This is a genomic window from Sphingomonas phyllosphaerae, assembly GCF_029623345.1.
GTDB classification, from domain to species: domain Bacteria; phylum Pseudomonadota; class Alphaproteobacteria; order Sphingomonadales; family Sphingomonadaceae; genus Sphingomonas; species Sphingomonas phyllosphaerae_C.
Genome location: NZ_JAPYKH010000003.1, coordinates 59,099 through 84,891 on the forward strand (window position 1 = coordinate 59,099; position 25,793 = coordinate 84,891).

Genomic DNA, 25,793 nt, shown 5'->3' on the forward strand with positions numbered 1-25,793 from the left:
GGACCTCAGTTGATCGAGAAGCCGGGCGCTGGCGCCGCGGCCTTGCGGTTCGACGGCTTGACCGCCTTGCGGTCGGCGGGCGCCTCGGTCGGAGCGGCGGGGCTCGGGAGGAGCGGAGCGGGCGCGACCGCGCCGACCGCCGGAGCGGCCGAAGGAGTGGGCGCCTGCATTACCGGCTTCGGCCGATCGGCGGCGCGGTTGCCGCCTTCCAGCGAGCCGACGAACACGCGCTCGAGATCGCTCGGCGCGCGATAGCTGTCGGTCGGCAGCTTGATGTCGTTGCCGTTGACCGGCTTCACCAGATACGGCGTGATCACGATCACCAACTCGGTCTCGTTGCGCTGAAAGCCGTTCGACTTGAACAGCGCGCCGATCACCGGCAGATCGGCGATGCCCGGTGTCTTGTCGTATGTGTTGTTGTGCGTGTTCTGCATAAGGCCCGCGATCATGAAGCTCTGGCCCGAGCCGAGCTCGACCGTCGTCTCGGCGCGCCGCGTGGTGAGCGCGGGGACGCGACCGCTGCCGACCGTCACGGCATTGGCATAGTCGAGCTGCGACACCTCCGGGCGGACGCGCAGCGAGATGCGCCCGTCGGACATCACCGTCGGCGTGTAGGCGAGGCTGACGCCGAACTGCTTGTACTCGATCGTGGTGGTGCCGAGTGCCTGGCTCACCGGGATCGGGATCTCGCCGCCTGCCAGGAAGGTGCCGGTCTCGCCCGATAGCGCAGTGAGGTTCGGGTTGGCGAGCGTCGTCACCTGGCCCATCGTTTCGCCGAGGTCGATCGCGGATAGCACGTCCATGCCGAGCAGACGTCCGGCCAGGCCCAGGGTCGTGCGCGTGCCGCTATTGTCCTTGGTGGTGCTGAACTGCGAGCCGCCGGTGACGAACTGGCGCTTGACCGGGTCGAACGGCAGCGAGATCGAGCCCGCGGGGAGGCCGTAGAGCGACGAGGCGTCGAGGGTCGGCAGGTTGGACGTGTCGAGGTTGGAGATACTACCCGGATTACGCCCCGACTGACCAACGAAGGTGAAGCCGCCGCTCTTGTCGCGAGTGATGAAGTTGTTTCCGAAATTCTTCAGGAACGAGCGGCTCACCTCGGCGAACTTGACCTGCAGATTGACCTGTAGTGGCGTCGCGGTACGCAGCCGGTTGACCACGCCGATCTTCAGCACCGCATTCTCCGCGCTGGCGTCCACGCCCGGGTTGAGCAGCCCCGCCACCAGCCGCTGCGCCTGCTCGGCATCGGCGGGGGAGTCGACAGTGCCGTTGAGCACGGCGATCTGGCCGACCTGGGTGATGTGGATGTCCGCCCCCGGCATCGCCGCCTTCATCATGCGGTCGATCGAGGTCGAGTTCTGCGCGACATGGACGCTGGCGGAGAAGATCACGGCGCCGCTGCGATCGGTCGCGAACACCGTCGATTCGCCGAACGCCTTGCCGAACAGGTGGATCTGCCGCGGGTTGGCGACGTAAACGTCGGCGGTCTCGGGGTTGGAGGTCCACACCTCGCTGACGGTCGAAGGCAAGGTGATCAGCTCGCCCTCGCCGATCGAGAACCACTTCTCGACCGTCGGCTTGGCGACGCCCGCGGGGGGAAGGCCGGCGCGCGCCGGCCGGCCGGTCGCCGCCGCGCTCGCGGAGACGTTGCGGCGGGTCGCGGGGGCGGCGCCCGCCGGGGGCAGCGCGACGCCGGCCAGCGCGGCCAGCGCGACACCGCGCGCGAGGAGGGAGTGGAGGCGCATCTCAGTTCTTCCCTGCGACGGAGACTTCGGTGACGTTGTTGCCGCGTGCGATCCGCACCATCGGCGTGGCGGGCGACGGCGCGGCGCCGGCGGCGATCGGGGCGCCGGGGACCACCGGCCCCGCCGGCGCGGCCGACTTGGCCGGCACGGTGCGACGCTGGAAGCGCGACACGTCGGCGCCGACCGCATAGGTGCTGTCGCCCGCCTGCGGCGTATTGGCCAGGCGGCTGAGCATCGCCTCCTCGGCCTTCGGGTCCTTGGCGTCGCCGGGGCTGATCGCGCCCGAGGCGATCGCCTGGTCCAGCTCGGAGGCATTGTCCGCGATCGAGCGCAGCGACAGCGACAGCGTGCCGATCGTCTGCGCCACCGCGATCTGCTCGGCAATCTTCGGGGTCGCCTCGACCGTCACGTTCGAGAAGGTCTGCACGATCGTGTTGCCGTTCGCGTCCTTCTGGTCGCCGGTGCGCTGGTCGGTGGCGAGCACGCGCAGGTTGCGGATCACCGTCTCGCTCGCCTTGAGCGGCGGGCCGTCGCCGCCGCCGTCGACCGACTGGGTGAGGATCAGGTCGATATGGTCACCCGGGAAGACGAAGCCGGCGACCGACGTCTGCGCCGACACCGGCACGGTGACCGCGCGCATGCCCGCGCCCAGCGCCGCCGCGAGGAAGCCGCGATCGCCGGGCTTGACCAACTGACCCTGCGTCACCGGCTGGCCGGCGGTGACCGGCAGCCGTACGACGGTGCCGAGCAGTTTCGCCAGATCGGTCTGGTCTTTCTGAAAATAGGCGTTTTCCACCAGCTCCTTGGGCCAGGGCTGGAACTTCAGCGCGGTGGCGTCGAGGATGGTGCCGACGGGCAAGGCGCGGGTGGCAACGAGCACCTCGGGGCCGTCGACCACGGGCGCGGCCGGTGCGGCGACCGCGGCTGCCTCGGGCGCCGCGGCGCCGGCGACCAACGTCCGCGCGGCGACCGCGGTCACCACTGCGACCACGAGCGCGCCGACCAGCATGATGAGCTTGCGACTGTCCATCGGGGAAAGCATCCTCTGCGTGCGCCAACCGGCGCCAACTTCATGTAAATTATGGGCGGAATTGGTTAAGAAGCGGTTCGGTTAACGAGATTAGTCCCGCCACTGCGATCGCGACGCCGTACGGCACCTCGACCGCGGTCTCGCTCGGCTTCCAGCGACGCTCGATCACGAAAACGAGCGTGAGCACGCCGCCCAGCACCGACATGACCAGAAGTGTGTCCAGCAGGCGCATCGGCGGCAGCCACAGCGACAGCGCGCCGATCAGCTTGACGTCGCCGCCGCCCATCTGCCCGATCGCGAAGGCGCCGATGAACAGCGCGAATACCACGAGGGCAACACCGAGTTGCAGCGCCATCTCGGGCCACGGAGAGAGCCCGATTATGCACCACCAGACCGGCGCCAGCAGCGCGATCGCCGCGTTCTTCCAGTTGGCGATCTCGCGCACGCGCGCATCCTCCACGCCGGCGGAGAGCAGCAGCGCCCCCATGATCGCGGGGAGCAGCCAGGCGAGGAGAGATTGACCCATATCGGCGGTGCTAGACGACAGGGTTTGAGAAACCGTAACCATGATCGGGATGATGCTGGAGACCATGAACCGCCGCCTGATCCCCGCCGAGGCGCGAGTCGCTACCGCGCGCGCCGCCGACGGATGGCCGCTGCGCCGGTTCGAGTGGCCAGGCGACGGGCGCGGCACGATCCTGTTCCAGACGGGGCGGGCCGACGTGTTCGAGAAATATCTCGAGTCGTTCGCTCACTGGCACGCACAGGGATGGAGCGTCGCGGCGTTCGACTGGCGCGGGCAGGGCGGTTCGGGGCGGCTGAGCGCCGACGCGCAGGTCGGCCATTGCGATGATTTTGCGCCCTGGCTGACAGACCTCACCGATCAGTGGCGCGACTGGGTCGCGACGATGCCGCCGCCGCATGTGATCGTCGGCCATTCGATGGGGGGTTACCTCGCGCTGCGCGCGCTGCTCGACGGCGCGATCCGGCCGCGCGCGGCGGTGCTGGTGGCGCCGATGCTCGGGCTGGCCTCGCCGGTTGGGGCTTGGCTCGGCGGGTTGGTCGCTCACCTGATGCGGCGGCGCGGCGATCCCGCGCGCGCGGCGTGGAAGAACGAGCGCCCTGGGCTCGCCGAGCGCCAGCGACTGCTCACCGGGGACCAGGCGCGCTACGCCGACGAGGCCTGGTGGTATGAGCACGACCCCACGCTGCGGCTCGGCCCGCCGAGCTGGGCGTGGCTCGACGAGGCCTTCGCCGCCACCGCGCGGCTAAGGCGGGACCCGGCGCTGGCCAAGCTCGACGTGCCGGTGCTCCTGCTGGTCGCCGACGGCGATCGGCTGGTCGATGCGCGCGCGTCCCGCCGCGTGGCGGCGCGGCTGAAACGCGCCACGCTGGTACGCTTCGGCGACGGTGCGGCGCACGAGCTGCTGCGCGAGCGCGACGCCGTGCGCGACCGCGCGTTCGCCGCGATCGACTCGTTCCTCGCCGAGCATGCCGCGTGAGCGCGGACGTTCTCGCCGCGGACATCGCCATCGTCGGCGCGGGAATCGCGGGGGCGAGCCTCGCCGCGGCGATCGGCGATCGGGCGCGTGTCCTGCTGCTCGAAGGCGAGGACCAGCCAGGCTATCACGCCACCGGTCGCTCCGCCGCTTTCTGGTCCGAGACCTACGGTGGCCCCGCGATCCAGCCGCTCACCACCGGGTCGGAGGCGGCGCTGCGTGCGGGCGGCTACCTCGACCCGCTCGGCGCGGTGCATGTCGGGCGGACCGAGGACGCGCGCGCGATCGACGCGCTGCTCGCCGAGTTCGATGGCAGCAGCGTCGAGCTGACCGCGGTCGACCCGCGCCCGCTCGTGCCGGGGCTGCGCGACGACTGGTCGCTTGGCGTCCGCGAGCCGAGCTGCGCCTATATCGACGCCGCGCGGCTCCACGGTGATTATCTTGGTACGGCGCGGCGCACGGGGACGACGCTGCTGACCGCGGCCCGACTCGCCGCGGCGGAGCGGCTGGGTTCCGGCTGGCGACTGACGCTCGCCGACGGGCGCGAGGCGCGCGCCGCGGTCTTGGTCAACGCTGCTGGCGCCTGGGCCGATCCGGTCGCGCACCTCGCCGGCGCGCGCCCGCTCGGCATCAGCCCGTATCGTCGCACCGTCGCGCAGCTCGCCACCGACCCGCCGGTGCCTGCTGCGACGCCGTTCGTGATCCATGCCGGCGGCGGCTTCTACTTCAAGCCCGAGGCGGGCGGGCGGCTGTGGCTGAGCCCCCATGACGAACATCCGGTCGCCCCGCACGACGTCGCAGCGGAGGAGCTCGACGTCGCGGTGGCGATCGACCGCTTCGAGGCGGCGGTCGACTGGCGCGTCCGCCGCGTCGAGCGCAGCTGGGCGGGGCTTCGCTCGTTCGCGCCCGACCGGCTGCCGGTGTATGGCTTCGCCGAGCCGGGCTTCTTCTGGTTCGCCGGGCAAGGCGGCTTCGGCATACAGACCGCGCCCGCAGCGGCGGCGGTCGGCGCCGCGCTGCTGCTCGGCGACACGCCGCCGGCGACGATCGACGCGGTACGTTATGCGCCGCAGCGGTTCACGCGATGAGCGGGGGCGATCACCATCAGTCGCGCCCGCGCCGGGCGTAACCAGGCGCGGATCATCGCCAAACGCGCTGGTCGATCGCCGCCTCGCCGCATGAGTCCAGCTCAGCGCAGTGGAGAGCGTCTATCGTTGGGAGGGCGAGACCCAGCGCGACGACGAGTCGCTGCTTACCGCCAAGACGCTGTCGCGCCGCTTCGACGCGGTCGCGGCGTGCATGTGTGAGCTACACAGCTACGCCGTGCTCGAGATTTTGGCGCAGCCGATCGTCGCGGCGGGCGGGGATCGCTCGGTGTGGCTTGGGGAGGAGGAGGGGTAGGCTGGCCGCTGCGGCGCCCCTCTCACCACCAACATGCTACGTCATCCTGAATTTGTTTCAGGATCCACTGAGCCGCAAGGTCGAAGCGTGCGGCCTTCGCGGAACAGTGGATCCTGAGACGAGCTCAGGATGACGCCAACGGAACGGGATCGCGCTCCAGCCGATCGCCTGACCTCATCCTGCCGGGCAGGTGTCGCCCGCAGCCGCGTCGAGATCGAGGCAGCGGCCGTCGAGGCCGCTCACCTTCAGGCCGATCGTCGCCGCCAGCGTCGGCGCGATGTCGACCGTCTCCACCGAGAGCGGCTGCTCGAACCCGGCCATCCCCTTGCGCCAGAACAGGATCGGCACGCGGCGGTCATAGTCCCACGGGCTGCCGTGAGTCTCGACATAGCCCGGCCCCGGCGCCTTGATCGTGGTGACGCGCGGGCGCAGCAGCACGGTCAGGTCGCCCGAACGGTCCGGATCGAACGAGGCGCGCGCGCGCTCGATCAGCGTCCAGGTCTCGGGCGGGGTGGTCGCCATGCGGGTGGCGGCGAGTTCGTCGCGCGTGAACGCGGCGGCGACCTGCGGCTGCGCGAGGAAGCGCTTCTTCGCCTCCGCCAGCACCTGCGCGCGCTTCGCCGCGGGCACCGAGTCGGCGAGGTAGACGTCACCCTCAGGCCCGAGCAGCACGGGTCCCGAGATGCCGAGATCGCGGCCGATCGCGGCGCCGATCGTCGTCGCCGACGCCTCGGGTGCGACATGCTGCTCCATCGGCATCGCGCGCTGCTGCTGGCGCTCGGTCATGTCGTGTGCGCCGTGGTCCGCGGTGAGGACCACCTCATAGTCGACGCCGGTGCGATCGATTTCGGCGAGGAAGCCGCCGATCGACTCGTCGAGCTGCGCCATCTGGATGCACATCTCCGCACCCTGCGTGCCGAGCGAGTGGCCGACATAGTCGGTCGCCGAGGCGCCGACCGCGATCAGGTCGGTGGCGGGGCCGCGGCCGAGCTTCATGTCCTCGATCATCGCGGCTGCGAGCGCGAACACCGCGCCGTCGAGCGCGGGCGAGGCACGGAACGCTTTGGCATCGCCTGCGGCACGCTCGAACCGTCCGGTGCCGAGCGTCTGGGCGCCGACCACGATCGGGCGCGACAGCGTCTTGCAGTATCCGGGCAGCGGCAGCGCCTCCTGCGGCCTCGCGAGCAGCGCACCCACCGCGGCATTGGCGCGGGTCACCACAGCGGGCTCTTGCCGGCCCGCGAGCGAGATGAATTTCTGCCCGCCCCAGAACCAGATCTGGTCGGTGGTGTGGCCGCCCATCATGATCGCTGCGCGATCCTTGCCCGCCACCGCGACGACGCGGGACTGCGGGTTGGCACGCTTCATCATGTCGCCGAGCGTCGGCACCTTCAGGTGGAGATCGGAGGGCGTGTAATGCTCGTGGTCGCCGCCGGCGCGCTCGTCCTCGCCGCAGTAGACCGTCTTGTCGGCCCGGCCGACCTTCTGGTCGAGCCAGTTGTTGGCGATGATCCCGGTATGTGCCGGGCGCATGCCGGTCAGGATGGTCGAGTGGCCCGGGCAGGTCTCGGTGGCCGCGTGGCTCTGATAGCCCGAGGGGAATACCACACCGGTCAGCAGCCGCGCCATGCCGTCGGTGAAATGGTTGCGATATTGGGCGAACAGGTCGGCGGAAAATTGGTCGACCGAGATCGCGACGATCAGCTTGGGCGGCGTGCGCGGGACTGCGGTGGTCGCCGGCGCGGCTGGGGCGGCGGTCTGCGCGGTCGCGGGGATGGCGGCGGCGGTGGCGAGCAAAGCGAGGAGGAGCGATTTCATGGCCAACCTTGATGCATGCGGGAGCGACCGCGGCTATGGTCCGCGTCCGATGGTCAGGCAAGCTGTGCGCGTGGCGCTTTTCATCCTCGTGACACTGCTGGCCGGGAGCGGTGCGTTCGCGCAGCCCGCGCGCCATGTCGCGCTGGCGCTGGTGGCGGAGAGCGACCGGCCCGCCGCTGGCAGCGAGGTGGCGCTGGCGTTCCGCGCCGTACCGCAGCCGGGATGGCACGGCTATTGGCGCAATCCCGGCGATGCGGGCGTACCGACTCGAGTGACCTGGACGTTGCCGGTGGGCGCGCGCGCGGGCGAGCTCGACTATCCGGTGCCGTCGCGGCTGCTGATCGCGGGGCTGATGAACTATGTCTACGAGAAGCCCTGGGCGCTGCTGACCACGCTGCGCGTCCCCGCGGGGCTGGCACCGGGCACGCGGCTGCCGCTCGTCGCCAAGCTCGACTATCTCGTCTGCACCGCGGAGATCTGCGTCCCCGAGAAGCAGACGCTCACGCTCGACCTGACCGTGGGCGACGGCGCGATCGATCCCGCGCGTCGCGCCGCCTTCGACGGCTGGCGCCGCGCGCTGCCGCGTCCGCTCTCGACGCCCGCGACGTGGCAGCGCACGGGCGACCGCTTCCGCCTCGCCGTACCGTTGCCGGCGGACGCGCCCGCGAGCGGCGTCTGGTTCTACCCGGCGGGTGGCGGCATGGTCGATTATGCCGCGCCGCAGACCGTCACGCGCGACGGCGACACGCTGACGGTGGAGACCAAGGCTGCGGCCCAGCCGGTGACGGGCGAGATCACGGGCGTGCTGGCGATCGGCGAGAGCGACGGGCTGGCGCTCACCGCGCGGCCGGGCACGGTCGCGGCGCCGTGCGGCGATGGGATGCTCGCGACCGCGCTCGTCGCCTTCGCTGGGGCGGTGCTGGGCGGGTTGCTGCTCAACGTGATGCCGTGCGTCTTCCCCATCCTCAGCCTGAAGGCGCTCGGCCTCGCACGCTCGGGCGAGAGCGCGGCACATGCGCGGCACGAGGCGCTGGCCTATACTGCGGGCGTGCTGCTGGTGTGCGTCGGCCTTGGCGCGGGGCTGCTGGCGCTGCGCGCGGCGGGATCGAGCGCCGGCTGGGCGTTCCAGTTACAGGACCCGCGCGTGATCGGCGCGCTGCTGCTGCTCGTCACCGCGGTCGCCCTCAATCTCGCCGGGCTGTTCGAACTGCCCACACCCCAGTTCGCTGCCAAGAGTGGGGCGGCGGGGGCGTTCGCGACCGGGGCGCTGGCGGCCTTCGTGGCGACGCCGTGCACCGGACCGTTCATGGGCGCCGCGCTCGGGGCCGCGCTGGTGCTGCCCGCCGCGGCGGCGCTGGCGGTGTTCGCCGGGCTGGGGCTGGGGATCGCGCTGCCCTTCCTGCTGATCGGCTTCGTGCCCGCGCTGCGCGCCCGGCTGCCGCGGCCGGGCGCGTGGATGACGCGGCTACGGCGCATCCTGTCGCTGCCGATGTGGCTGACCGCGCTCGCGCTCGCCTGGGTGCTGGGGCGTCAGGCCGGGGTGGACGGGATGACGCTGGGGCTTGCCGCGACCCTGCTCGCCGCGGTCGGCCTGTGGTGGACCGGACTGCGCCAGCACGCCGGCCGCGGCGCAGCGTGGTGGCCCGCTGGCCTCGCGCTGCTGCTCGCGCTCGGCGGTGTCGCGCTGGTGCGGCCGGCGGCGAGCGGCGCCAGCGCGGTGACGGGGCTGCCCGGCGCGGAGCCGTTCAGCGAGGCGCGGCTTGCCGCGCTGCGGGCCGAGGGGAGGCCGGTGTTCGCCTACTTCACCGCCGACTGGTGCCTCACCTGCAAGGTCAACGAGAAGGTCGCGATCGAGACCGCCACGACCGCCGCCGCGTTCAAAGCGGGCAGGGTGGCGGTGCTGGTGGGTGACTGGACCGACGGCGACCCGGTGCTCGGCCGCTTCATCGAGGCGCACAACCGCGCCGGCGTGCCGCTTTACCTCTGGTACAAGCCGGGCACCGGCACCCCACGCGTGCTGCCGCAGGTGCTCACGAGCGGGATGCTCGCTTCACTGCCGGTGGAGCGCTGAGCCGGATCGGCTGCGATATGCCGCTTGTGCAGCGCAACCAACTTCGCCAGCATGGGGCGAAATCTCGGCTCATGCGTTGACGGGGGTAGATGGGGACAGCGGCGTTCGACGAAATCATGGGGGCGGCCGATCGGGACGGCGCACGCCCCGAGCTGGCGGACTTGTGTCGCTGGCTCGACGAGACGCCGTCCGATGAGTTGCGACGCCGCCAACGCTCCGCCGAAGTTACCTTCCGCCAACTCGGCATCACCTTCGCGGTCTACGGCGAGAGTGAGGCGAGCGAGCGCATCATCCCGTTCGACATCGTGCCGCGCGTGTTCCTTGCTGACGAATGGGCGCGCCTGTCCGAGGGATTGGTGCAGCGCGTCGAGGCGATCAACGCCTTCTTGGTCGACATCTATGGCGAGCGCCGCATCCTCAAGGAAGGCGTGCTCCCCGCCGACCTGATCCTCGGCAACCCGCAGTTCCGCCCCGAGATCGCGGGCATCCGCCCGCCGCACGACGTCTGGGCGCATATCTGCGGCATCGACCTGGTGCGCACCGGACCGGATCAATTCTACGTGCTCGAGGACAATGCGCGCACACCCTCGGGGGTGAGCTACATGCTCGAGAACCGTGAGGCGATGGTGCGGCTGTGCCCCGAACTCTTTGCCAAATTTCGCGTCGCCGCGGTCGACAGCTACCCCGACATGCTGCTCGAGACGATGAAGTCAGTCGCACCGCGGGGCAGCGGGCAGCATCCCAATTGCGTCCTGCTCACCCCCGGCCACTATAACTCGGCCTATTACGAGCACAGCTTTCTCGCCGACTCGATGGGGATCGAGCTGGTCGAGGCGGCCGACCTCGTGGTCGACGACGACCTCGTCTACATGCGCACGATTGCCGGGCGCGTGAAGGTCGACGTGATCTATCGCCGCGTAGACGACGACTTCCTCGATCCGCTGGTGTTCCGCCCCGAATCGCTCCTCGGCGTGCCCGGGCTGATCGCAGCCTATGCCGCGGGCAATGTCGCAATCATCAACGCGCCCGGCAATGGCATCGCGGACGACAAGGCGATCTACAGCTACATGCCCGAGATCGTGCGCTTCTACTCGGGTGGCGAAGCCAAGTTGCCGATCGTCGAGACGTGGCGCTGCCGCGAGCCCGAGGCGCTCCGCTACGTGCTCGACCATCTCGACGAGCTGGTCGTCAAGCTGGTCGACGGCTCGGGCGGCTACGGCATGCTGGTCGGGCCGACCGCTTCCAAGGCGGAGATCGAGCGCTTCCGCGCCGCGTTGGTGGCCGAGCCGCATCGCTACATCGCGCAGCCGACGCTGGCGCTCTCCACCGTGCCGACCTTGGTGGAGCAGGGGGTCGCGCCGCGCCACGTCGACTTTCGTCCCTTCGTGCTGAGCGGCGCGCGCGGGGTGCAGGTGGTGCCCGGCGGGCTCACCCGCGTCGCGCTGCGCGAGGGCTCGCTGGTGGTCAACTCGTCGCAGGGCGGCGGCACGAAAGACAGCTTCGTGCTGATGCCCGGGGCGCCGACAATGTCCCAGTCGGCCGGCACCCAGACGATGGGCGGCATGACCCAGACGCTCGGCGGGCAGGGCTGATGCTCAGCCGCACCGCCGCCTCGCTCTACTGGCTCGGCCGCTACGTCGAGCGCGCCGACTTCATCGCGCGGCTCGTCGAGGCGACGCTGCGGCTCGACGTGCTCTCCACCCGCCCCGCGGGCGAGGACGCGTGGCGCTCGGCGCTGGCGGTGACCGAGACCGAGCCCGCTTTCGTCGCCGTCGGGGGTGAGCTGACGCGCGAGGAGGTGGCGCGCTTCCTGCTCGCCGATCCCGGTCACCCCGGCTCGATCCTGCGCTGCGTCGGCATGGCGCGCGACAACGCCCGGGCGGTGCGCACCGCGCTCAGCCGCGAGGCGTGGCAGGCGATCAACGGTGCCTGGCTGCTGTTCGACCAGCGCGTCGCGCGGCTCGACCCCGCGACGACGCTGGCGCTGGTCGACTCGGTCAAGGCGGAGACGCGCGGCTTCGAGGGGGCGGTGCATCGTATGCTGCGCAACCAGACGACCCTGTTTATCCGGCTCGGCCAGGCGGTGGAGCGGACCGACAACACCGCGCGGCTGCTCGATGTCAAATACCACCTGCTGCTGCCCGCGGGCGAGCCGGTCGGCGGCACGGTCGACCGTGACCAATGGACCACGATCCTTCAGACCGTCTCGGCGGTGACCGCGTACCGCTGGCTCTACAGCGACGGGCTCGCGCCGGCGAACGTCATCGACCTGCTGCTCAGCCGCGGCGAGCTGCCGCGCAGCGTCGCCGCCGCGACCGAGGAGACCGTCACCGCGCTCACCGGCCTGGCGCGCTCGAGCGGAACCCAGGGGGAGGCGGACCGGATGGCCCGCACGCGCTCGGCGCGGATCGCGCGCACGCGCACCAGCGACGTGATCAGCGCCGGGCTGCACCAGCACCTCCAGGCCGTGATCACCGAGAACGCGCACCTGCACGTCGCGATCGGCCGGCAGTTCAAGTTCGCCTGATGCGCCTCTCGATCGAGCATCGTACGAGCTATCGCTTCACCGCCCCGCAAGCGCGGGTCGTCCAGCTGCTGCGCATGACGCCGCGCAACAGCCACGACCAGACCGTCGCCGAGTGGCACATCTCGGTCGACTGCGACGCGCGGCTGCGCGAGCATCGCGACGGCTTCGGCAATCGGACCACGATGCTCTACGCCGAGGGGCCGCTCGACGGCATTGAGATCGCGGTGGCGGGCGAGGTGGTGACGAGCAGCTCGCGCGGCGTGCTCCACGGCACCTTCGAGCCGCTCCCGCCCGCGCTGTACCTGCGCGCGACCCCGACGACCGTAGCCGACGCGGCGATCGAGGATTTCGCGCGATCCGCGGTCGGCGGCGCCGCGCCGATCCCGGCGCTGCACGCGCTCAACCGCGCGCTGCACGAGCGGTTCACGGTCTCGTCCGAGCGTCCCGATCCCGGCCTCACCGCGACCGACGCCTTCGCGCGCGCGAGCGCGACGCCGCGCGACCTGGCGCAGCTGTTCGTCGCGGCGGCGCGCGCGCTGGCGGTGCCGGCGCGCTACGTCACCGGCTATTGCGACCTGCAGGACGGCCGCCGCGTCACGCCGCACGGATGGGCCGAGGCCTGGGTCGACGATCTCGGCTGGATCGGTTTCGATCCGACGCTGGGCGAGTCGCCCGAGGAGCATCATGTCCGGGTCGCGGTCGCGCTCGATGCGACCGGCTCGTCGCCGGTGGCGGGCTCGCGACTCGGCGAGGGGCGCGAGTGCCTCGAGGTCGAGGTGCAGGTCAGCGCGCAGGAATAAAGCGGTGGTTCATCCCAGCGGCCAGCGCGCCACCGCCTCGTAGCGCGCGCCCGCGGCGGTGAGATGGCTCTCGCAGAGCAGCAGATGCTCGAGCCGGAAGTCGGGTGTGCTGAGCGCCGCATGCGCCTCGGTCCAGCGCGCCACCGCGGCCGGGTGGGCGCCGCGACGCGCCAGCCGCGCGAGCGTGATATGGGGCAGGTAGCGGCGCTGGTCGGGCGCTACCGCAGCGCGGTTCAGCACCTGATCGACCTTGCGGTGGAGCGCGGCCAGCGGCTCGGCGGGCACGATCCGCGCCCACAAGGTGTCCACCCGCCCGCGCTGGTCAAAGGCGCCGACGCCTTCGACCCGCACCGTCGGCACCGGCGCCATCACGCCGGCGAGCGCGGTGGCGATGTCCTCGGCCTGGGGGCGCGCGACCTCGCCGATAAAGCGCAGCGTGAGATGAAGCTGCTCGTCGTCCTGCCAGCGCACGCCCGCGACGCCCTCCTCCATCGTGGCGAGCAGCGCGGCGCGGATCGCCGGCGGAGGGCGCAAAGCGACGAACAGGCGGTGCATGAAATCTCTGTAACGAACGGTTGCTGTCGTCGGAATGGGGAGCACGTTCCTTGAAAAGGAAACAGGGCGCGGCGATATTCGTCCCAACCGGCATGAGTGCCGGGCGAAGGAGTTTTGAGACAATGGCCAACTGGTCCGATCCCCGGCCCTCCGCCGCCGCGTTCGGCGGAACCGCTTCGGGCACCCGCGACGCGGCGTTCGACGCCGGGCTGCGGTCGTACATGCTGTCCGTGTACAATTACATGGCGTCGGGCGTGCTGCTCACCGGCATCGTCGCGCTGGCGTTCGCGCTGTCGGGCTATGCCCAGGCCGCGTTCCAGTCGCCGTTGCGCTGGGTGATCGCGCTGCTGCCGCTCGGTTTCGTCTTCGCGATGAGCTTCGGGCAGGGCAAATTCTCGACCCCGACGCTCAAAGCGATGTTCTGGGGCTTCGCGGTGGCGATGGGTCTGTCGCTCTCGTCGATCTTTTTCGTCTACTCGCCCGTCGCGATCGCGCAGGCGTTCGCAGCGACCGCGGCCGGCTTCGCCGCGTTGAGCCTCTACGGCTACACGACGAAGCGCGACCTTTCGGCGTTCGGCACGTTCCTGATCATCGGTCTGGTCGGCCTGATCGTTGCCAGCCTGATCAACCTGTTCGTGAACTCGGGCCCGCTCGGCCTGATGATCTCGCTCGTCGGCGTGCTGCTCTTCGCTGGCCTGACCGCCTATGACACGCAGCGTACGAAGAGCCTGTACTACCAGGTCGCGGGCTATGGCCCCGAGATGGTCGGCAAAGCGGTGGTGATGTCGGCGCTCAGCCTGTATCTCGATTTCATCAACATGTTCCTCTTCATCCTGCGGCTGTTCGGCGGCAATCGCGACTGAGCCGCGTAGCCGATCCGCGATCGGCAGCGTTACGAAGGGGCTCGGCGGGCGACCGCTGGGCCCCTCTTCTTGTGGGTTCGCGGTCGCGGGCCGGAGACCCGTCCCATGCGCCTCTCCATTCAAGTTCTACTCGATTACGGCTTTCCGGAGCCGGCCGACGTGTTGCTCCAGATCGAGGCCGCGGCGCTGCCGGCGCAACGGCTCGAGTCGCAGGCGCTGGTGATCGAGTCGAATCATCCCATCCGCGCGGTGGCAGGCGAGGAGGAGATCGGGCAACGCTGCTGGGCACGCGGCGAGGGTCGGCTCGTGGCGCGCTACGAGGCGGTGGTGGCGATCGACCGTGCCGCGCTCGACCTTGCCGCGCTATCCGCGACGCCGGTCACGTCGCTGCCCGCCGCGACGATCCCCTACCTGCTGCCGAGCCGCTACTGCGAGTCGAACCGTTTCGAGCATCTCGTCCGTCGCCGCTTCGCAGGGCTGAGCGGCGGCGCGCTGGCACTCGCGCTCGCCGACTTCGTGCGTGGGCACCTACGCTACGACGGCAACGATACTGACTCTCGCACCTCGGCGATGGAGACCTTCGCGGCCGGGCGGGGGGTCTGCCGCGACTATGCGCACCTGCTCGTCGCACTCGCGCGCGCGGCCGAGATCCCGGCGCGCTGCGTCGCGGTCTACGCGCCCGGCGTCGATCCCCCCGACTTTCACGCCGTCGCCGAACTGTGGCTCGATGGCAGCTGGCACCTGGTCGATGCCACCGGCATGGCGCGCGCCGACGAGATGGCAATGGTGACCGTCGGCCGCGACGCTACCGACATCGCCTTCATGACCGTGTTCGGCACCGCCAACCTGTGGACGCAGACCGTGCGCGTCGAGCGGCTGGCGGATTGATCGCGCAGGAACGCGCACCGTAGGCGCGGCGTTGGGCGTGTCAGACTGTTGCCCGGATCACAGGAGAGAGACATGACCGACCAGAGCCCGATCGACGACCGCGCGCTCGACAGCCTCTCGGTGGCGCCCGAAGCTGGTAACGCGGGCGGATCGAAGGACCCGCGCCAGGATGCCGGGCAGGATCGCTCGATCGAGAAGCGGCTGCAAAAGCACCCTGAGAGTGCCGACGCGAAGGTCGATCAGGGGTTGGACGAGTCGATGGACGCCTCTGACCCGGTCTCGGCAACCCAACCCGGCCGCAACGATCCCGCGCCCTCGTCGGGCTATGACGAGGCGGAGGAAGCGGAGCGTCAGCGCGACGCTTGAGAAAGTAACGGGCGCGACGTAGCGTTCGCCGCCCGCGCGTAAATCGTTGTCGGTCCGGCTCACGCCGGGGCCCGGGTGGGAGGCTGTCGCGGGAAGCGCGTCGCCTCCCACTCAGCGTGTTGTTTTCACGAAGCGACATTCGTGCGCACCTGGCGACATGTGCCTTTCTGGACCGACCCGCCACTTCGGGTAACCACGTTCTCTGATCGAATGTTGCTCGAAAGCCGCGCCCCTCGCGTCTTTTCCGCCATGATACAACCGCTGGTCGCATCCATGTTGCGGTGCGGTACAGATCGTGATGGATTGATGACAATCGGAAGGCACGCGCGTTAAGGGCTGCGTTAACCCTTTTCACGCATGATCCTCCCGGTTGAAACGCTGGGGCGGGGTACGGATCATGGGTGCCAGAAGAAAGCCGGCCGAGGGCTCGATGACATTGGCCGAGATGAAGGAATTCGCGGGCTTCGCGGCGGCGACGCAGCGCTACGTGCGGCGCAGCCTCGACGTCGGCCTCGACCGCGACGATGCCATGACTCGCTGGTCGCGCGACGTGGTCGAGGCGGCGAGCATCCGCGCCCAGGCACACCACTACCGCCGACTGCCCGCGATCCGCGCGCTGGTGCCCGACGACAGCGGGCTCGAGGCGGCGGAGCAGTTGCTCGCGCCGCTGGTCACGCTCTCCGCCTTCGATCTCGGGCAGGGACGGATCACCACCTTCTCGGCCTATCGCTTCCTCTACGAGCGGCTGGTCGGTGCGCAGGTGCGGCCGTGGCTGCCCTCTGCCTTCTGCGCGGCGGCCGCGATGCCGCACCTCCATCCCGAGCTGCGCCGCGCGCTGCTTCAGTCGATCAGCGAGGCGGCGGCGACCGCCTCGGGCTGGTCGTCGCGGCAGCCCGCTTTCTTCCCGGCCTGGGTCGAGAAGGTCGACGTCACCGCGCTGCCCAACTGAGCCCTGCTAACGCCGTGGTCGCGTCGGGGGGCGCGATCGCGGCGGGACGGGCGTGAGGCGCAGCTCGACCGGCGCACCCAAGGCAGCGCCCGCGTCGGCGAACACCGCGCGCACGCGGGTCAGATATGCTACGAGCGCCGCCGGGCAACGCGCCGCGCCGACCAGTTCCACGACCAGGGGCGGGCGCACGCGATGGAGCCCCGCCACCAACGAGTCGTACAGTGCGTCGAGGCTGTCACCGTGCCACTCGGGTGCGCCGAGCGCATCGAGCAGCAGGCGCCACATCGCTTCTCGCGAGTCCCATTTGCGCGCATAAAGGCGCAGCGTGAGGGATTGCTTCATGCGCCTGCCATCGGGCGTGCAGAGCGATCACAACCGACGCGCCGATCGATAGACGACCTCGACCCACTCCGATCGCGGAATCCCCGCTCTACCGACACGCGCGCCAGCCCGTCGCACCGCGCGCGGCCTGATCAAGGTGGAGGTGATCACGATGCGCCGCGTTATAATCGGGTGAGAGCACCGTTGCGAACACGCGACAGGCGCCGTCGCGTACGTCGCGCAGGAAGGCCGCTTTGGCATCGCCGCCACGCCAGTCGCGCAGAACGCTGACGCGCGTGCCGTCGTCGAGTCGAAAGCCGGCGACGTCGAGCGCGTTGGCGGTGGCATGCTCGCTCCAGCCGCCGCTGCTGCGACCGTACATGCGACGGCACGAGTAGCTGCCGAGGTGCTCGATCCGGCTGACGCGCGCGCCGAAGTGACGTTGTGCGGCGGGCGCGACCACGTCCCATTCCCACATCGCCAGCGCCGCGGCGACCGGGCAGGCGACGGCGACGCTTTCGGGGGTCAGCGCGATCCGCCGCGCGCCACCGCGCTCGAGGCGCACCGCCGAGTCATAGCCGCACTGCGACTCGGCCGGCCGCCGTGTCGATACGGTGGCGTACCGCACGCCCGCCAGGTCGAGCAGCGCGGCGCAGCGCGCCGGCTCGCCGTCGAGCGCGGCGAGCTTGCGACCGGTGAACAGGCCGATCGGCTGGCCGAGGTCGAGCGGTGCCCAGGGCAGGTCCTGCGGGCGCCCGCGCAGGTAGCTCCACGCCATCAGCCCCGCCGCTGCGAGCAGCACCAGCACCACCGCCGTCGCGAGCGCGCGGCGCGTCCCGCGAAGCAGGCGCGCGCCCGCGGTCAGCCGCGTCGCGCGGCTGCCACCGGCTCGGCGGTGATCGGATAGCCGAGATCGTCGGGGATGCAGAGGTAATCGACTCCGTCGCGCGGCTCGATCCACGGCGTGATCCGCCGCACCGGCGTGGCGCGCGCGTGCGCCACCGCTTCGTCATAGCTGGCAAACTGCGCCAGCCGCTCGAGGTTGCGGCGGGTCGGGAAGATCAGCGTGCGCTCGCCGCGAGCGGCCGCGTCGAGCGTCTCGCGCGCGCCGGCCCAGTCGAGCCGCACGTTCTCGGTCGAGTCGACGCTGGCGGGGGGAGCGTCGACCGGCAGGCGCGCCAGATAGAAGAGCGCGTCGAACATGCGCGCGTGGCGCTCGCGCGGACGCCAGTGTGCGAACGGCACCAGCTGATCGAGGTCGAGCGCGGTGCCGTCCAGCGTCTCGCCTAGTGTCGCGCCATGGCGAAGGGCGGAGCGGATCGCGTCGACGCCCGGCGGCGCCGCCACGCCGATCGCGACGCCGGTCTCCTCGATCGTCTCGCGGATCGCAGCGATGCGCGCGGCGGCGTCGACCGGGGCGATCGGCCCGAGCATCTCGGCGAGTGCCACGTCGCCGGGATCGACCCGCCCGCCGGGGAAGACGGTGGCGCCGGGAGCGAAGGCGAGCCGCGGTGAGCGCTCGACCAGCAGCAGCTCGGGCGGCAAGCCCGCGCGGTCGCGGAACACGATCAGCGTCGCGGCGGGGATCGCCCGTGGCAGCGTCGCGGCATCGTTCGGATCGGTCATGCGCATCGCCGCGAGTTCGCTTCAGCGGCGGAGCAGGGGAGCGATCGGGCGGGTGGTGGAGCTGAGGGGAATCGAACCCCTGACCTCTGCAGTGCGATTGCAGCGCTCTCCCATCTGAGCTACAGCCCCGCCCGCTTCCCTGGCATCGCCGGGGAGCGCCGCCCTTAGCCGGCGTGTTCGGGGGGCGCAACACGAAATTGTCGATGCCTCAGAAATCCTGTCGCGCGGGCGAACCGTTGGCCGTCTGCGACGAGAAGCTGTTGCGCCGGCGCAACGATAGGAACGATCGGCCCGGTTGATCCTTGTCAGTTTGCTCGCTCGCGACGACGCAAGGCGCCGCGCGACGTGTCACGCAGGAGAACCATTATGGGTTACGAACGCTATCCGCGCGGTACCAATCCTCAGGGCGACTATTACGGCCGCAGTGAGACTCAGGACTATGGTCGCGACTATGGGTCGGGCCGCAATCAGAGCTATTCGAGTGCGCGCGACTACCAGGCCGCCGCGGTGGACCGCGACCGCGACCGCGACGATGACGACCGCGGCTCCTATGGCCGCCGCGAGTACGGCAACGCCGGCTATGCGAGCGGCTATCGCGACGACAATCGCGGTGACCGCAGCTACGGCGATCGCGGCTATGGCGAGGGCGGCTTCGGCAGCGGTGACCGCGGCCGCTACGGCGCGCAGCAATACGGCCAGTCCGGTTACGGCCAGGACCGCGACCGCTTCCAGCGCCAGGACTACGGTAATCAGGATTACGGCAGCCGCGGTTATGGCCAGCAGGGCGACCGGGCGCAGGGCCGCGGCTATGGCCAGCAAGGTCAGAACGCCGAGTATCACGGCAGCTATGGCTCGGACGGGCGTCGTTTCGAGGACGTCGGCTCGCGCCGTCACGCCGACGACGACAACTATCGCGGCCGGCAGCAGGGCGGACGCGATTATGGTCGCCAGCCGCAGGGCTATGACTATGACGAGCGCGGCTTCCTGGCGCGCGCAGGCGACGAGGTCCGCAGCTGGTTCGGCGACGAGGACGCCGAGCGCCGCCGCGAGGCCGACAACCGCTACGACGCGCGCTATGACAACCAGCGCGACGAAGGCGACCGCCATCGCGACGGCGATTATCACAGCTGGCGTTCGAGCCAGATCGCGTCGTTCGACCGCGACTATGACGAGTATCGGCAGGAGAATCGGACGAAGTTCCACAACGAGTTCGCCTCGTGGCGGACCGAGCGTCAGGGCCAGCGCGATTCGCTCGACAAGGTGCAGGAGCATGACGAGGTGGTCGGCTCGGACGGCAGCCATGTCGGGACCGTCGACAAGGTACGCGGCGACCGCATCCTGCTGACCAAGAACGACGCCGACGCGGGTGGGCAGCACCACTCGATCCCGTCGCGCTGGATCAAGTCGGTCGAGGACAAGAAGGTCACGCTGAGCAAGACGGCGGACGAGGCCAAGCAGCACTGGCGCACCGAGGAGAAGAGCCAGGCGATGTTCGGCTACGGCGATCGCGGTAACAACGGCGACCGCCAGCGCGACAGTTCGCTGAGCCGCGGCACCTCGTCGGGCACCAGCGCGACGTCGAGCAGCGGCGCGGCGGCCGCGGGCTCGACCACTGGCTCGTCGGCATCGGGATCGGCGACCACCGGCGATGACACCGGCTCGACCAATCTCAACCGTAGCTTCTCGGGCACCTACTGAACCGAGACGGCTGCGCGTGCGGGTCGGTGACCTGCACGACACGGAGGCCCCGGGCGGCGACGCCCGGGCCTTCTCTATGCGCGCTCGGGCTCGCCGAGAGTGTCGGGCTTGGATCGTGGCGCGACACGGCTGGCGCGCTGAAGACCCGCTCTACCGGATCGCCTTGGCATCGAGCGTCACCTGCTTTCCAAGCGCGCTGCCGAGCGGCCGCTGCTTGGCGATATCCTCGTACACTTGCTTGGGCGATGGCAGCGCGGTGAAGGACGGGAACGTGAGCGTGCGCCCGTCAACGTCACTCAGCGTTATGGCGTAGCGGGCCGATGTGACCAACTTCTCGCCGGCGGTCTGCTGTGCGGCGAACTGGGAGGCGACGCTCAGCCGCGTCCAGGCGATCCGCCCGGCGTCGTGGAGCGCCACCGCATAGCCGTCGGTCTCGTCATCATGGCGGTAGGCGGCATAGCCGTTGCCGGGCTCGCCCTCGCGGCACCATGGGCGTGAGGAAGCGGGGGCAGGCACGGCCTCAGACGTCTTCTCTTCCGCCGCTATCGTACCGATGAGGGAGAGCAGCAGATCGGTGGGCTCCGGCTTGACCATCTTCGCCTTGCCGTAGGCGAGTGTGCTGGGGCAGGCGGCGATCGGCGTGGCGGGACGCGCTGCGGACGCCGCGGGAAGGCCGAGCGCGGCGACAAAGTCGGTGAGCTGACGATCGAGCGCGGCGCTGTTGCCGCGGCTCGTCATCCGCAGCACCACGAGCCACTCGCCGAGCGGCATCACCGCCAGCGCGGTGCTCCGATTGGGGCCGTCGACGATCGCATACGTCTGGCGCAGTCCCGCGGTTGTGGTGCCGCTCGCGGCGAAAGCGATCGGCGCCTCACTCGCCGGCGCGGCGTGGCGGAAAAGGTCGCGCGCCTCGAGCGTGGCGCGGGCGCGATCGAACCACACCGACACCTCGGGCACCGCCGAGTGGAACAGGTACAGGGTAGCGAGAGTGGCGTGGTCGGCGCTCGCGAACTGAGCGGTGACGTCGTGCTCAGTGGTGGTCGAGTCGGTCAGCGACAAGCGGCTCATGCCGGCGACCTGCGGGCGCAGCACGACGCGGGTCTGCGCGTGCATCCAGCCCTTGTCCGCAGGCACGGCGAGCGTCCGCGGCGCGGCGGTCGCGGGGCTGGCCATCGTCGCCGCCAGCGCCAGCATTACTCCCCGGATCGTCCGCATGCCCCGCCCCGTGCGGGTTGGTCCCGCTAGGGACCAGTCTAGCGCTCGCGCACGACGCGCGTCACCACCATTCCATCCAGATCGGGTCAGGCTGCGAGCGCGCGGCGCGGTGCCTCGCCACGGACGAGCGCGCGTGCGTCGAGGTCGAAGCGCGCCACTTCTTGCGTGAGCGAGTCGGCTTCGCTCTCGAGGTTGCGCGAGACCGCGGTGATCTCCTCCACCATCGCGGCGTTCTGCTGAGTCACCCCGTCGATCTGGTTGAGCGCCACGTCGATCTGGTCGAGCCCGCTGGCCTGCGCGCGGGCCGAGGTCGCGATTTCCGCCACTAGGCCGCCGATCGCGCCGATCTGCCCGGTGATCCGCTCCAGCGCGGCGCCGGTCTCGTTGACGAGGCGGACGCTGGCATCGACCTGCTCGCCGCTCTGCGTGATGCGCTGACGCACGTCGGTCGCGGCATCGGCACAGCGCGCGGCGAGCGCGCGCACCTCGCTGGCGACCACCGCAAAACCCTTGCCCGCATCGCCGGCGCGCGCCGCCTCGACCCCGGCGTTGAGCGCCAGCAGATTGGTCTGAAAGGCGATCGCGTCGATCACCGCGATGATCGCGCCGATCTCGGCCGAGGCCTGCTCCAGCCGCCCCATCGCCGCGACCGCGTCGCGCACCACCGCACCGCCGCGCTGCGCCTCGTCGTGGACCGTCTCCATCGCCTCATGCGCCTTGGACGCGCCGTCGGCGGCTTGGCGCATCGTGCCGGCGATCTCGCTCATCGCCGCCGACGTTTCCTCGAGACTGGCGGCTTGGTGCTCGGTCCGGCGCGAGAGGTCGTCGGACGCCTGGCTCAATTCGGCGGTGTGGCCGTGCACTGCGGCGCTGCCGTCGCGGATCGCGCCGATCGCGCCGCGGATCTCGTCAAGCGCATTGTTATAGTCGGCGCGGAGCCGCTCATAGCCGTCGGGGAAGGTGCCCTCGATCCGCGCGGTGAGCTGCCCGGCGGCGAGTGCGGCGAGGTGGCGCGCGAGCGTCTCGACGACCTCGCGCTGCTCTGCATCGGCGCGCGCCTTGGCCAAGGCGCCCTCACGGAACACGCTGACCGACTTGGCCATGGTCCCGATCTCATCGCCGCGATTGAGGCCGGGTACGGTGACCTGAAGCTGCCCGCGCGCGAGCTGCTCCATCGCGCCGCGCATCTCGCCCAGCGGGCGGAACATGCGCCGCGTCACGGCGAGGCACGCCAGCGCCGCCGCGACGGTGACGAGGAGCGCGGCGAGCGCGATGCTGAGCTGCACCTCGTGCAGGTCGGCGAGGAACTGCGCCGCGGGGATCCCGACGTACAGCACGCCGATGACCTTTCCGCCGGCGTCGGTGATCGGGTCATAGGCGGTGAAGAACGGCGTGCCGAGGATGTCGGCGCGGCCGCGATAGGGCTTGCCGTCGCGCAGCACCGCGTCGCGTACCGCCTGGCTGGTGAGCGTGGTGCCGACCGCGCGGGTGCCATCGGGGTTCTTGACGTTGGTGGCGACGCGTGTGTCGCCGCGGAAGATCGTGGCGGTGCCGCCGACCAGCGACTTGACATGGTCGACCGCGTCATTGTCGCCGTTGAGCGCGTGCGCGCCCATCATCAGCGCGTCGCCCTCGATGTGGGCGGCGCGGCCGTAGCGGCGGAGTACGTCCCATGCGACGCGCATGTTCGCTTCCTGGCGCTCGGTGGCGCGCTGCTCGGCGTTGGCGCCGAGGATCGTCGCGGTGACGCCGGCGGTCACCAGCGCGAGCAGACCGAGCGACAGCACGATCAGCATCGTCACCTTGGCGGACAGGCTCCGCCCCACCAGCGTCTTCGCCACTGCTCGCATGTACACGCCCGATCTTCGTTCAGCTGGAGGCGCGTCGCGCGCGCCGATCTTCGCGGTACGTGATCGAGAATGCTTAAAATGCGGCTACTAACCTGGGTGAGGAGCGGCGGGCCGAGGGAAGGGCGGCGCTCGCTCAGATCGCTCCCGAGAAGGTGTCGCACTGTGCCGGATCACCGCTCTCCATCCCACGTCGCAGCCACGACTGGCGCTGCGCCGAGGTGCCGTGGGTGAAGCTGTCTGGGACGACGCGACCCTGCGCTTCCTTCTGGAGCGTGTCGTCGCCGATCGCCTGCGCGGCGCGCATGCCCTCTTCGACGTCGCCCGGATCGAGCCGCTGGCGGTTCTGCGCCGCCCACACGCCGGCGTAACAGTCGGCCTGGAGTTCGAGCCGTACCGACAGCGCATTGCCCTCGCGCTCGCCGCCGCGCGCCTGAGCCTTCTGCACCTGATCGGAGGTACCGAGCAGCTTCTGGATATGATGGCCGAACTCGTGCGCGATTACGTAATATTGCGCGAAATCGCCGGGTGCCTTGAAACGGCTGGTGAGTTCGTCGAAGAATTCGGTATCGAGATAGATGCCGTTGTCGGTCGGACAGTAGAACGGACCCATTGCCGACATCGCTTGGCCGCATCCGGACTGCCCGCTGCCGTTGAAGAAGCGCAGCATCGGCGGGCTGAAGCGCTGCCCTACCTTGGCGAAGATCTGCTCCCAGGTGTTCTGCGCGTTGCTGAACGCTTGGCAGGTCTCGCGCCGCTGCGGCGAGGCGTCGCAGATCTGACGAACGCCGCCTCCCTCCGAGGTGCCGACCCGCGCGGTCGGCGCCGAGGTCGTGCCGCCCCCGCTGAGCAGACCGCCGAGGTTGCCAAGCCCGCCGAACACGGCGAGCAGCAGCAGCACGACGACGATGCCGCCGCAGCCAAAGCGGCTGCCGATCAGCGGCAGCAGGCCGAGGAGCAGGCCACCGCCACCGCCGCCGCCGCCGAGCCCACCGCCGCCGCGCGCCTCGCCGACATTGATGTCGTTATCATAATCGTCGAGCCGCATCGATCGGGTCCCCCCAGGCGTTTCGTTTCCGTCACGGCATGAATGCGTTCAGGGGCTGGCGGGTTGCAAGCGCGTGTCGGCTCACCGATGGGGGCAGTCAGAGGAGACGAGCGGATGATCCTGACAGGTAAGAGCGCCGTGGTGACCGGGTCTACCTCGGGCATCGGCCTCGCGATCGCGCATGCGCTCGCCGCTCAGGGTGCTCAGGTGATGATCAATGGCTTCGGCGAGGAGGAAGCGATCGCGACCGCGCTTGCCGAGCTCACGTTGGCGAGCGGTGCCCAAGCGCTGCACGACCCCGCCGACATGACCCGTCCCGAGGAGATTGCTGCGATGATCCGGCGCGCTCATGACGCCTGGGGCGGGCCGGACATTCTCGTTAACAACGCCGGGATCCAGTTCGTCTCGCCGATCGCCGACTTTCCTGCGGAGAAATGGGACGCTATCCTCGCGATCAACCTGAGCAGCGCCTTTCACGCCATGCGCGCCGCGGTGCCGTACATGCGCGCGCGCGGCTGGGGTCGCATCGTCTCGACCGGCTCGGCGCACAGTCTAGTCGCGAGCCCCAACAAGTCCGCCTATGTCGCCGCCAAGCACGGACTGGTCGGGCTGACCAAGACGGTCGCGCTGGAAACCGCGGCCGACGGCATCACCGCCAATTGCGTCTCGCCCGGCTATGTCTGGACGCCGCTGGTGGAGCAGCAGATCCCCGCGACCATGGCGGCGCGCGGGCTGACGCGCGAGCAGGTGATCGACGACGTGCTGCTCGCGGCGCAGCCGACCAAGCAGTTCGTCACCTCGGAGCAGGTCGCCGCGCTGGTCCTCTTCCTGTGTGGCGACGCGGCCAGCGCGATGACGGGTGCCAATTTGTCGGTCGACGGTGGCTGGACTGCGGCGTGAGGCGCACCAGCGCGCTCGCGCTCGCCGCCGCCGTGCTCTTCGGCTGCGGCAACAGCGCGGCGCCGCTGCTGATCCCGGTCGCCGTCGGCGGCGACTGGCGCCGCGTCGCGACGCCGAGCGACCGCGAGCGGCTGCGCTCGTGGCGCCAGACCTGGCAGCGCGCGCTGACCGCCGCGCGCCGCGCCGCACCCGAGTCGATTGCCGCGCAGGGCGCGTTGTTCGACTATGACCGCGCGCTGGATCAGCCGATCCCGCCGGCCGGAAATTACAGCTGCCGCGTGTACAAGCTCGGCGCGCGGCAGCCGGGGCAGCGCGACTATGTCGACTATCCACCCTTTCCCTGCCGCGTCGCGGCCGGTGAGGGCGGGTTGCTGCGGCTCGAGAAATTGTCCGGCTCGCAGCGCCCGACCGGGGTGATCTTCGCCGACAACGGGCTGCGCGCGGTCTTCTTAGGGGTCATGATCCTCGGCGACGAGGCGAGGCCTTACCCTTACGGCCGCGAGCCGGCGCGCGACCTGGCCGGCTGGGTCGAGCGGATCGGCCCCGCCCGCTGGCGCATGGCGCTGCCGCAGCCGGCGTTCGAGTCGCTGCTCGACGTGGTGGAGCTGGTGCCCGCGGGATAGGGC

At 70.4% G+C, this 25,793-nt stretch carries 25 protein-coding genes and 1 tRNA gene; 14 read left to right on the forward strand and 12 right to left on the reverse strand.

Annotated features, from left to right (window positions below):
* Window positions 1-5 precede the first annotated feature (5 nt).
* Genes QBJ89_RS03845 through QBJ89_RS03855 form a run of 3 tightly spaced genes read right to left on the reverse strand, consistent with a single transcriptional unit; the run spans window position 6 to window position 3,367 of the window.
* Window positions 6-1,745 carry a type II and III secretion system protein family protein gene (locus tag QBJ89_RS03845; RefSeq protein WP_277979228.1) on the reverse strand — a complete coding sequence of 580 codons (1,740 nt, stop codon included), beginning with the start codon at window positions 1,743-1,745 and terminating at the stop codon, window positions 6-8.
* A gap of 1 nt (window position 1,746) precedes the next feature.
* Window positions 1,747-2,775 carry a Flp pilus assembly protein CpaB gene (gene cpaB / locus QBJ89_RS03850; protein WP_277979229.1) on the reverse strand — a complete coding sequence of 343 codons (1,029 nt, stop codon included), beginning with the start codon at window positions 2,773-2,775 and terminating at the stop codon, window positions 1,747-1,749.
* Window positions 2,776-2,824: 49 nt separating this feature from the next.
* Window positions 2,825-3,367 (reverse strand): A24 family peptidase, encoded by a 543-nt coding sequence (locus QBJ89_RS03855; protein WP_347342814.1) that lies wholly within the window; start codon window positions 3,365-3,367, stop codon window positions 2,825-2,827.
* Between QBJ89_RS03855 and QBJ89_RS03860 the strand changes: the two genes are divergently transcribed.
* From QBJ89_RS03860 to cutA, 3 genes are all read left to right on the forward strand, one after another.
* The gene (locus QBJ89_RS03860) at window positions 3,354-4,277 is read left to right on the forward strand and encodes an alpha/beta hydrolase (protein ID WP_347342815.1); all 924 of its coding nucleotides are present in this window, start codon (window positions 3,354-3,356) and stop codon (window positions 4,275-4,277) included. The genes QBJ89_RS03855 and QBJ89_RS03860 overlap by 14 nt on opposite strands.
* Window positions 4,274-5,362, forward strand: coding sequence for an NAD(P)/FAD-dependent oxidoreductase (locus QBJ89_RS03865; RefSeq protein WP_277979231.1), 1,089 nt, complete (start codon window positions 4,274-4,276; stop codon window positions 5,360-5,362). The genes QBJ89_RS03860 and QBJ89_RS03865 overlap by 4 nt, the downstream gene beginning before the upstream one ends.
* 109 nt (window positions 5,363-5,471) lie before the next feature.
* Window positions 5,472-5,675 (forward strand): divalent cation tolerance protein CutA, encoded by a 204-nt coding sequence (gene cutA / locus QBJ89_RS03870; RefSeq protein WP_277979232.1) that lies wholly within the window; start codon window positions 5,472-5,474, stop codon window positions 5,673-5,675.
* Window positions 5,676-5,849: 174 nt separating this feature from the next.
* Here the strand turns inward: cutA and QBJ89_RS03875 are convergent, their stop codons facing one another.
* Window positions 5,850-7,493, reverse strand: a complete 1,644-nt coding sequence (locus tag QBJ89_RS03875) for an alkaline phosphatase family protein (protein ID WP_277979233.1) — start codon at window positions 7,491-7,493, stop codon at window positions 5,850-5,852.
* 49 nt (window positions 7,494-7,542) lie between these two features.
* Here QBJ89_RS03875 and QBJ89_RS03880 point away from each other — a divergent pair, with 49 nt between their 5' ends.
* The 4 genes from QBJ89_RS03880 (at window position 7,543) to QBJ89_RS03895 (ending at window position 12,891) form a co-directional block, all read left to right on the forward strand.
* Complete coding sequence (locus QBJ89_RS03880) at window positions 7,543-9,564, forward strand: protein-disulfide reductase DsbD family protein (RefSeq protein ID WP_431522506.1); 2,022 nt, start codon at window positions 7,543-7,545, stop codon at window positions 9,562-9,564.
* A gap of 89 nt (window positions 9,565-9,653) precedes the next feature.
* A complete protein-coding gene (locus tag QBJ89_RS03885) occupies window positions 9,654-11,156 on the forward strand; it encodes a circularly permuted type 2 ATP-grasp protein (protein WP_277979234.1) in 1,503 nt (500 codons plus the stop codon).
* Window positions 11,156-12,091 (forward strand): alpha-E domain-containing protein, encoded by a 936-nt coding sequence (locus QBJ89_RS03890; protein WP_277979235.1) that lies wholly within the window; start codon window positions 11,156-11,158, stop codon window positions 12,089-12,091. The genes QBJ89_RS03885 and QBJ89_RS03890 overlap by 1 nt, the downstream gene beginning before the upstream one ends.
* Entirely contained in the window at window positions 12,091-12,891 is an 801-nt protein-coding gene (locus tag QBJ89_RS03895; RefSeq protein WP_277979236.1) for a transglutaminase family protein, read from the forward strand. Before QBJ89_RS03890 ends, QBJ89_RS03895 begins: the two co-directional genes overlap by 1 nt.
* 9 nt (window positions 12,892-12,900) lie before the next feature.
* On the opposite strand, the gene thpR is transcribed toward QBJ89_RS03895, so the two are convergent.
* Entirely contained in the window at window positions 12,901-13,446 is a 546-nt protein-coding gene (gene thpR / locus QBJ89_RS03900) for an RNA 2',3'-cyclic phosphodiesterase (RefSeq protein ID WP_277979237.1), read from the reverse strand.
* 122 nt (window positions 13,447-13,568) lie between these two features.
* Between thpR and QBJ89_RS03905 the strand changes: the two genes are divergently transcribed.
* The 4 genes from QBJ89_RS03905 to QBJ89_RS03920 all read left to right on the forward strand — a co-directional run bounded on the left by QBJ89_RS03905 (window position 13,569) and on the right by QBJ89_RS03920 (window position 16,512).
* Window positions 13,569-14,309: a Bax inhibitor-1/YccA family protein gene (locus QBJ89_RS03905; protein WP_277979238.1), complete on the forward strand. Its 741-nt coding sequence runs from the start codon at window positions 13,569-13,571 to the stop codon at window positions 14,307-14,309.
* A 105-nt stretch (window positions 14,310-14,414) separates the two neighbouring features.
* Window positions 14,415-15,197 (forward strand): transglutaminase-like domain-containing protein, encoded by a 783-nt coding sequence (locus tag QBJ89_RS03910; protein ID WP_277979239.1) that lies wholly within the window; start codon window positions 14,415-14,417, stop codon window positions 15,195-15,197.
* Between the two features lie 72 nt (window positions 15,198-15,269).
* A complete protein-coding gene (locus QBJ89_RS03915) occupies window positions 15,270-15,563 on the forward strand; it encodes a hypothetical protein (protein WP_277979240.1) in 294 nt (97 codons plus the stop codon).
* A gap of 397 nt (window positions 15,564-15,960) precedes the next feature.
* Window positions 15,961-16,512 carry a hypothetical protein gene (locus QBJ89_RS03920; RefSeq protein ID WP_277979241.1) on the forward strand — a complete coding sequence of 184 codons (552 nt, stop codon included), beginning with the start codon at window positions 15,961-15,963 and terminating at the stop codon, window positions 16,510-16,512.
* Window positions 16,513-16,518: 6 nt separating this feature from the next.
* Here the strand turns inward: QBJ89_RS03920 and QBJ89_RS03925 are convergent, their stop codons facing one another.
* The 4 genes from QBJ89_RS03925 to QBJ89_RS03940 all read right to left on the reverse strand — a co-directional run bounded on the left by QBJ89_RS03925 (window position 16,519) and on the right by QBJ89_RS03940 (window position 18,588).
* Window positions 16,519-16,854: a barstar family protein gene (locus tag QBJ89_RS03925; protein WP_277979242.1), complete on the reverse strand. Its 336-nt coding sequence runs from the start codon at window positions 16,852-16,854 to the stop codon at window positions 16,519-16,521.
* An 88-nt stretch (window positions 16,855-16,942) separates the two neighbouring features.
* Window positions 16,943-17,611: an extensin family protein gene (locus tag QBJ89_RS03930; protein WP_277979427.1), complete on the reverse strand. Its 669-nt coding sequence runs from the start codon at window positions 17,609-17,611 to the stop codon at window positions 16,943-16,945.
* A gap of 83 nt (window positions 17,612-17,694) precedes the next feature.
* Window positions 17,695-18,459, reverse strand: coding sequence for an NUDIX domain-containing protein (locus QBJ89_RS03935; RefSeq protein WP_277979243.1), 765 nt, complete (start codon window positions 18,457-18,459; stop codon window positions 17,695-17,697).
* A 53-nt stretch (window positions 18,460-18,512) separates the two neighbouring features.
* Window positions 18,513-18,588, reverse strand: a tRNA-Ala gene (locus tag QBJ89_RS03940).
* 237 nt (window positions 18,589-18,825) lie between these two features.
* Here QBJ89_RS03940 and QBJ89_RS03945 point away from each other — a divergent pair.
* The gene (locus QBJ89_RS03945; RefSeq protein WP_277979244.1) at window positions 18,826-20,157 is read left to right on the forward strand and encodes a DUF2171 domain-containing protein; all 1,332 of its coding nucleotides are present in this window, start codon (window positions 18,826-18,828) and stop codon (window positions 20,155-20,157) included.
* 150 nt (window positions 20,158-20,307) lie between these two features.
* Here the strand turns inward: QBJ89_RS03945 and QBJ89_RS03950 are convergent, their stop codons facing one another.
* The 3 genes from QBJ89_RS03950 to ypfJ form a co-directional block, all read right to left on the reverse strand.
* The gene (locus tag QBJ89_RS03950) at window positions 20,308-21,372 is read right to left on the reverse strand and encodes a hypothetical protein (RefSeq protein WP_277979245.1); all 1,065 of its coding nucleotides are present in this window, start codon (window positions 21,370-21,372) and stop codon (window positions 20,308-20,310) included.
* 86 nt (window positions 21,373-21,458) lie between these two features.
* Entirely contained in the window at window positions 21,459-23,222 is a 1,764-nt protein-coding gene (locus QBJ89_RS03955; protein ID WP_277979428.1) for a methyl-accepting chemotaxis protein, read from the reverse strand.
* A 133-nt stretch (window positions 23,223-23,355) separates the two neighbouring features.
* A complete protein-coding gene (ypfJ, locus tag QBJ89_RS03960) occupies window positions 23,356-24,267 on the reverse strand; it encodes a KPN_02809 family neutral zinc metallopeptidase (protein ID WP_277979246.1) in 912 nt (303 codons plus the stop codon).
* A gap of 114 nt (window positions 24,268-24,381) precedes the next feature.
* Here ypfJ and QBJ89_RS03965 point away from each other — a divergent pair, with 114 nt between their 5' ends.
* Window positions 24,382-25,167 carry a 3-hydroxybutyrate dehydrogenase gene (locus QBJ89_RS03965; RefSeq protein WP_277979247.1) on the forward strand — a complete coding sequence of 262 codons (786 nt, stop codon included), beginning with the start codon at window positions 24,382-24,384 and terminating at the stop codon, window positions 25,165-25,167.
* Window positions 25,164-25,790: a DUF4893 domain-containing protein gene (locus QBJ89_RS03970; RefSeq protein WP_277979248.1), complete on the forward strand. Its 627-nt coding sequence runs from the start codon at window positions 25,164-25,166 to the stop codon at window positions 25,788-25,790. The genes QBJ89_RS03965 and QBJ89_RS03970 overlap by 4 nt, the downstream gene beginning before the upstream one ends.
* The last annotated feature ends 3 nt before the right edge of the window (window positions 25,791-25,793 follow it).